Annotated in this window: 6 protein-coding genes and 1 rRNA gene; 5 read left to right on the top strand and 2 right to left on the bottom strand. The window is 65.3% G+C overall.

Features of this window, described 5'->3' with window-relative positions; translation table 11 throughout:
* Positions 1 to 7 precede the first annotated feature (7 nt).
* Both rrf and D3D02_RS12615 read left to right on the top strand, forming a co-directional pair.
* Positions 8 to 129 (top strand): 5S ribosomal RNA (rrf, locus tag D3D02_RS12620).
* 212 nt (positions 130 to 341) lie between these two features.
* Positions 342 to 2,090: a hypothetical protein gene (locus D3D02_RS12615; protein WP_121570347.1), complete on the top strand. Its 1,749-nt coding sequence runs from the start codon at positions 342 to 344 to the stop codon at positions 2,088 to 2,090.
* A gap of 216 nt (positions 2,091 to 2,306) precedes the next feature.
* Here D3D02_RS12615 and D3D02_RS12610 read toward each other — a convergent pair whose 3' ends face one another.
* A complete protein-coding gene (locus D3D02_RS12610; protein WP_121570346.1) occupies positions 2,307 to 2,735 on the bottom strand; it encodes a hypothetical protein in 429 nt (142 codons plus the stop codon).
* On the bottom strand, positions 2,732 to 3,028 hold the full coding sequence (locus D3D02_RS12605) for a hypothetical protein (RefSeq protein WP_121570345.1): 297 nt from the start codon (positions 3,026 to 3,028) through the stop codon (positions 2,732 to 2,734). Before D3D02_RS12605 ends, D3D02_RS12610 begins: the two co-directional genes overlap by 4 nt.
* 146 nt (positions 3,029 to 3,174) lie before the next feature.
* Here D3D02_RS12605 and D3D02_RS12600 point away from each other — a divergent pair, with 146 nt between their 5' ends.
* The 3 genes from D3D02_RS12600 (at position 3,175) to D3D02_RS12590 (ending at position 6,983) form a co-directional block, all read left to right on the top strand.
* Positions 3,175 to 4,365: a redox-regulated ATPase YchF gene (locus tag D3D02_RS12600; protein WP_121570344.1), complete on the top strand. Its 1,191-nt coding sequence runs from the start codon at positions 3,175 to 3,177 to the stop codon at positions 4,363 to 4,365.
* A 143-nt stretch (positions 4,366 to 4,508) separates the two neighbouring features.
* On the top strand, positions 4,509 to 5,084 hold the full coding sequence (locus D3D02_RS12595) for a cyclodeaminase/cyclohydrolase family protein (RefSeq protein WP_121570343.1): 576 nt from the start codon (positions 4,509 to 4,511) through the stop codon (positions 5,082 to 5,084).
* 60 nt (positions 5,085 to 5,144) lie between these two features.
* Entirely contained in the window at positions 5,145 to 6,983 is a 1,839-nt protein-coding gene (locus tag D3D02_RS12590) for a response regulator (protein WP_121570342.1), read from the top strand.
* Positions 6,984 to 7,010 lie beyond the last annotated feature (27 nt).

Genomic DNA, 7,010 nt, shown 5'->3' with positions numbered 1-7,010 from the left:
TCGGCATTAAGGCGGCCAGAGCGGCAGGGTGACACCCGTACCCATCCCGAACACGGAAGTTAAGCCTGCCAGCGTGCGAGGTAGTACTGGAGTGAGCGATCCTCTGGGAACACTGGCTCGCCGCCTCCACTCATACTTTCAGAGCCCACGAGCACGCGCTCGTGGGCTCTCTTCATTTCGAAGCAATCGTCTCGAGCGTCGTCTCCGTAATTCATCGGCAAAACATACTCGCACACCCGTCTTCACAAACAGTTAATTCGGTTAAATCGGGCTAAATCGGGTGGAAGACGGCCTGAGCGAGTTCCCGCTTTATCCAAGAGGGGTCACAAGGGGCGAGTGCAATGACCCGCAGCAAATCACTCACGATCGCCGTGGTCGTCGCCCTCGTTGGGATGGCCGCAATCCCGATGGCCGCGAGCGCGGCGACGGGACTCTCGGTCGACGTCGATCAGCGTCCCGAGACGGGCGACGCGGTCGTGACAGTAACAGAGAACGACACCGCCGTCGAGAACGCGACGGTCGAAGTGACATCGAGTACACCGTACGCCGGAAACGGGACGTACGAGACGGACGCGAACGGAACAGTCGTCCTGCCGAATCCGAGCGAGACAGTCTCGGTTCAGATCGACGCGAGCGCCAACGGGACGAACGCGAGTAGCGACGTCGAACTCGTCCCGCTCGCCGACTCGCTCGACGTGACCGCGACGCAGGCCGCCGACGGCACTGCGGCGGTGACCGTCACGCAGTACGGTGACGCGATCGAGAACGCAACAGTCAACGTCTCGTCCGAGACGGCGTACGACGGAAACGGCACGTACACGACGGACGCCGATGGAGCCGTCACGCTCCCGAACCCGAACGAGACGGTCTCAGTCCAGATCGACGCCCGTACGAACGGCGTAACGGCTGCGACGGAGATCGAACTCACGCCGGTCGAGGAGTCCCTGGACGTCACGATCGAGCAGGCGTCTGACGGCGCGGCGACCGTGACCGTCACGCAGTACGACGATCCCGTCGCAAACGCGACCGTGGACGTCGACGCCGAGCGCAACTACTCGGGGACGGGCACGTACACGACTGACGCGAACGGGACCGTGGTGCTCGACCAGCCCGAAGACACGCAGAACGTGACCGTCACTGCGACAGCGAACAATCTGAGTGCCGAAGCGACCACTGAAATCGCCGGCTACGCGCAACTGGAAGTCGCCGCCGAGCAGAGCGACGACGGCGTCCTCGTGACCGTCACGGACGGTGACGACGCCGTCTCGAACGCGACCGTCGCGATCGAGGCAGACGGCGATTACTCGGGAACGGGCACGTACACGACCGACGACGCCGGCGAGGTCGCCCTCCCGCTCCCGCAGGAGAACGTCACGATCACCGTGACTGCGAGCGCCGATAACGAGACGGCCACGACGACGACTCAACTAACGGTCGAATTCGTCGAGCAGGGTCCGTTCGGTCAGGCAGTCGCCCAGTTCGTCGGCGCGCTCCAGTCGGCCGGCTTCGACGGCCCGCCGGGGCAGGCAATCTCCGACTTCGTGACGCAGAACAACCCGGGCAACGCTGACGACGCGCCCGGGAACAGCGGCGAAGCGCCCGGGAACAGTGATGACGACGCAGACGACCAAAACGAAACCGCAGATGACGAAGCCGACGACGCTCCGGGTCGCTCTGGTGACGCCCAGAGCAATTCGGACGCGCGGGGGAACAACGCGGAGGACGGCCCAGGCCGGTCCGACGAGGCTCCCGGTCGGTCTGAAGATGCCCCCGGTCAGTCTGGGGACGACGACGAGAACGAGACCGACGACGACGAGAACGAATCGGCCCCGCGCGGTAACCCCGGAAACGGTAACGCAGCGGACGACCGCGACGAGGCTGACGACGACGCCGAGGAAGACGACAGCGACGATAGCGATGACGACGCCGAAGAAGCCGACGACGAAGCCGAGGCGGATGACGCCGAGGAAGCGGACGACGCAGAAGAAGACGACAGCGACGATAGCGATGACGACGCCGAAGACGACGACGGAGGCGACCAATCCGACAGCGCACCCGGCAACTCCGGGAACGCTCCCGGTCGGAACTGACGTGTCGTTTTGAACCCTGTCGGCGCGCTCTTTTTCTGAGGCGGCTCGCAAAAATAGCGACAGCTGTGTGCCGGAGACGACGATTGCGGCACGTCTTCATCGCCCGATGGGTGCGATCAGGTCTGTGATCAGTTGCAGACGCTCTCGCACCGCCAGTTGCAGAACGCTCCTCTCGCTGCACTCAGTTCGTCAGTCGTCGACGACCGGACTACCGCGTCAAGAACGGTCGGTCGATTGCGTCGCGCGGTACCGTGCCAGTGCCTGTCTGGAGACGCCCGAACGCGCTGCAACGACTTCGATATCGACGTCGAACCGTCGGGCGGCGGCAACAGCGCCGATACGGACGAACTCCGCGTGTGTCGCGTCGGTGCCGGGTGACCACGCGCCGACGTCGATGCCGTCCGAGCGCGTGGCATCGAGGGCACGGATTGCGACGGTGCTCACCAAGGCTGCATCGAACGGATTCTCGTACTGCGACGTGTCCCCGCGCGGTGTCGTCTCGTCTGGGGGGTCGCCGTCGATCTCGTCGCGCCCGTGAGCGCGTTCGAGGACGCCGGCGAGCGCGAAGTACCGGCGGGCATCCGCCTCGTCGACGAGCGCGCGTTCGAGCGCGGCATCGACGACAGCGTCGAGGGCGTCGCTCACGTCTCGACGACGGACTCTCGGAACGCGGCGTCGACGACGGTTCCGTCGGGGCGAAGCGTCACGCGCCCGAGCGTGACCGTCTCGCCCGTCTCGGCGTCCGCCGCGAGTCGGCGCAGCGTCGCCTCCCGGTCGAGTCGCTCCCAGACGGCCTGCTCGACGAGTCGCTGGAACTCCTCGGGGTCCGTCCAGCCCGAATCGATGTCAGACGGCACGTGGACGACGAACTGAAACTCCGCCTCCGTGACGTGGATCCCGACGCCGAAGGTGTCGCCGTCGTCTTCCGTCTCGCTCATACCACGTGTCGGAGCGCGCGAGTCAAATACTCCCCGGTGAACGCTGTCGGAGTGGGTGTGCAAACCGCAACTGAGACGTGTCATCACACCCCGCTGACAGCGACGGATAGGACGGCTTTTGACCGACGAGACACTGCCGAAATCCAATGAGCTACAAGATCGGACTCGTCGGCAAACCGTCCGTCGGCAAGTCCTCTTTTTTCAATGCGGCGACGATGAACGACGTTCCGGAGGGCGCCTATCCCTTCACGACGATCGACCCTTCGGTCGGCGAGGCGTACGTTCGCGTCGAGTGCGCCGCCCCCGAGTTCGACGAGAGCTGCACGCCGTCGGTCGGCTTCTGTGAGGAGGGGACGCGGTTCGTCCCGGTAAAGCTCGTCGACGTCGCCGGGCTCATCCCCGGCGCTCACGAGGGGAAGGGCCTCGGCAATCAGTTCCTGACTGATCTGAACGAGGCGGACGTGCTCGTGCACGTCGTCGACTTCTCCGGTGAGACCGACCTCGAAGGCGAACCGACCGAGGGTCACGACCCGCGAGACGACATCGACTTCCTCGAAAACGAGCTCGATATGTGGTATCTCGACATCCTGGAGAAGGGGCTCGAACGGTACCGCTCGGGATATCACGGCGAGGAGAAGAACGTCGAAGAGGACCTCGCAGAGCAGATGTCGGCGTTCAAGACGAACAAAGACGAGATCAAACAGGTCCTGTTGGCGACAGATGCGGGTCTCGATCCCGACGAGTGGGACGAGGCGACGAAAGAGCGGGTCGCCCGCGAGATCCGCAAGCGGACGAAGCCGATCGTCATCGCGGCGAACAAGATGGACAAGCCCGCCGCACAGGAACATTTCGACGACGTGACCGCCGACCCCGACTACGACCACCTCACGTTCGTTCCCACGAGCGCGCACGCGGAGAAGGCACTCAAGCAGGCCGAAGAGGCGGGCGTAGTCGACTATCAGCCCGGAGCGTCGAGTTTCGAGATCGTCGGCGACCCCTCGGAGGAGCAGGCGGCCGGCCTCGAACAGATCCGCGAGTACGTCGAGGCGTTCGGCGGCACGGGCGTCCAGGACGTCCTCGAATCGGCGCTGTTCGATGTGATGGGCGCGATCGCGATCTTCCCCGGCAGCGCGAACGGCCGCGCCGACTCACAGGGCGTCTTCCGGGATTGCTTCATCCTTCCCGAAGATTCGACGACCGAGGACTTCGCGTACCACCTCCACTCGGACATCGGCGACGGCCTCCTGCACGGGATCGACTGCCGATCGAACCGGCAGGTCGGCTCCGATCACGAACTCGAACACCGCGACGTAGTCGAGATCGTCACGACGAACTAGCCGCCGTCTGCGGGGTTCGGCGCTCCCGACCAGCGTCGTCCACTGACGAACGCTGTCCTGGCGTGTTGTTTTGCGCGACACAGACGCCACGCGCAGCTGCATCCTCCCAACACTCAACCGACCCCGGAGCGAAATCGCCGACGATGTCCTCGCCAACCGAACAGTCGCTCAGTTCGTTCCTCGACGAGGTCGCGTCCGAGCGAGTCGCACCCGCCGGTGGCACCGCGATCGCGGCGACCGGTGCGATGGGTGCTGCACTCTGTGAGATGGTTTGTATACACACGCTCGCTGCTCGCGACGCCGACGCGGACACGTCGTCGCTGCCCGCGCTCCGTTCGGACCTCGAACGGCAGCGCCGCTCGCTGCTCGCGCTCGCCGCGCAGGACGCTGCGGTGGTCGACGAACTGTTCGGCGGGGACGGCGAGGAACCGTCCGAACGCCTCTCGAAGCGTGCCGTGGGGATCCCGCTTGCCGTCGCAGAGTCCTGCTTGCGCGTCCTTGAAGTCGCGGAACGGGTGACCGAACTGGGAAGCGGTGGCGTCGTCGCCGACGCTCGGATCGGCGCGTCGCTCGCTGCTGCGGCGCTCCAAGCCGCGCTGTGGATGGTCCGCGGCAACCTCGACGCACTCTCGGCTCCGTCGTTCGCAGCCGACATCGCGGACCGCGCCGACACAATCGAACGCGCCGCGGCGGACGTCGCAGACCCGTTCGACGCGTAGCGCGACTGATGGGCGAGGACACACGCACAACTAAGAGGATCGGGTCCGGAGTGTCCACCTATGGCCGCCCCGACTCGGGTCCTTCACGTGGACGACGACCCGCAGTTTGCCGACCTCACTGCGACCTTTCTCGAACGTCAGAACTCCTCACTCACCGTTCTGACAGAGTCGACTGCGGTGGCCGCCCTCCAGCGACTCCGCGCAGACGACGTCGATTGTATCGTCTCCGATCACGACCTCGCGGACACGACCGGCATCGACTTTCTCGAATCCGTTCGGGAGGAGCATCCCGACTTGCCGTTCATTCTTTTCACCGGCAAGGGGTCCGAGGAAGTGGCGAGTCGGGCGATCTCGGCTGGCGTCACCGACTACTTGCAGAAAGAAGTCGGGACCGATCAGTACGCCATCCTCGCGAACCGGATCGAAAACGCCGTCGAGCGGTCCCGATCGGTGCGGGCGGCGAGGCGCCGCAAGCGGCGGCTCGAAACCCTCGTCAGCAACCTTCCGGGGATCGTCTACCGAACGCGAAACGAACCCGGGTGGCCGATGGAGTCCGTCGACGGCGAGTGCGAGCCACTCGTCGGGTACGCCGCCGAGGAACTCGAATCCGGAGATGTAGCGTGGGGCGAAGACGTGCTCCACCCGGCAGACCGAGAGGGGACCTGGACCGCCGTTCAGCGGGCGATCGAGCACGAGGAACCGTTCGAGTGCACCTACCGCGTCATCACCGCGGACGGGACGGTCAAATGGGTCTGGGAGCGGGGACGCGTCGTCGATGTAGGCAAAGAACAGTCGACGGATTCTGACGAAGACGATTCGACGACGCCCCGCGTTCTCGAAGGATTCATCACCGACGTTACCGAGTCACAAGCACGCGAGCAGGAGCTAGAACGCAACGAGCGTCGATTCGAGGCAGTGTTCAACGATCCGAATCTCCTCGTCGGGCTCCTCGATCCAGATGGGACCGTCCTGGACGTCAATCAGACGGCACTGCAGTACGTCGATTTGACCCGAAGCGAGAGTATCGGCGAGGCGTTCGAATCGACACCGTGGTGGGCCGACGGACTGCAGGACAACGTCGAACGCTGGGTCGATGCGGCCGCCGCCGGGGAGTACGTCGAATACGAGGCCACGCATCCGACGGGCGACGGAGAGCCGATCGCCGTCGAAGGCGTGTTCCGCCCCGTCAGAGACGAGGCGGGGGCCGTGACCGCGCTCGTCGTCTCCGCCCGGGACGTCACCGAGCGGCGGAAACGCGAACGCGAACTGCAACGGCAGAACGACCGGCTCGGCGAGTTCGCGGAGTTCGTCTCACACGACTTTCAGAGCCCGCTCTCGACGGCCCGTGGGCGACTGGAACTGGCGCTCGAAACCGGCGATCTCGACCACGTCGAGACGGCCCTCGACGCCGTCGAACGCATCGACGAACTCCGAACGGACCTCGCGAGCACGCTCCGAAGCGGCGAGATCGTCGCCGAACGGGAGCGCATCGCCGTCGGCGACGTCGTCGAACGGGTGTGGGCGACGGCCGACCCGGGATCGGAGGCGTCGTTCTCCGTCACTGGATCGACGCACATCGAAGCGGACCCGGACGCGTTCAACCGACTGATCGAGAACCTCGTCCGCAACTCCGTCGAACACGGCGGCCCGAATGCCGAGGTCCGTGTCGGACGCCTCGACGGCGAGGACGGATTCTACTACGAGGACGACGGACCGGGGCTCGACCCGACAGTTCGCGAGAAGGTCTTTCTCCCCGGATTCTCGACGAAAGCGTCCCGAGACGGCACCGGAATGGGGATGGCGAGCGTCCGACAGATCGTCCTGGCTCACGGCTGGGAGATCGACGTCGGCGACGCCGAGACGCTCGACGGGGCCCGATTCGAGATCCGAACTGGGTGAGGAGACCGTCGGGGTTCCCAATCAATC

It is taken from the genome of Halobellus sp. Atlit-38R, assembly GCF_003665925.1.
In the GTDB taxonomy this organism is placed as follows: domain Archaea; phylum Halobacteriota; class Halobacteria; order Halobacteriales; family Haloferacaceae; genus Haloquadratum; species Haloquadratum inordinatus.
The sequence above is the reverse complement of the archived record's forward strand: the minus strand, read 5'-3'. Positions and strand labels throughout refer to the sequence as shown.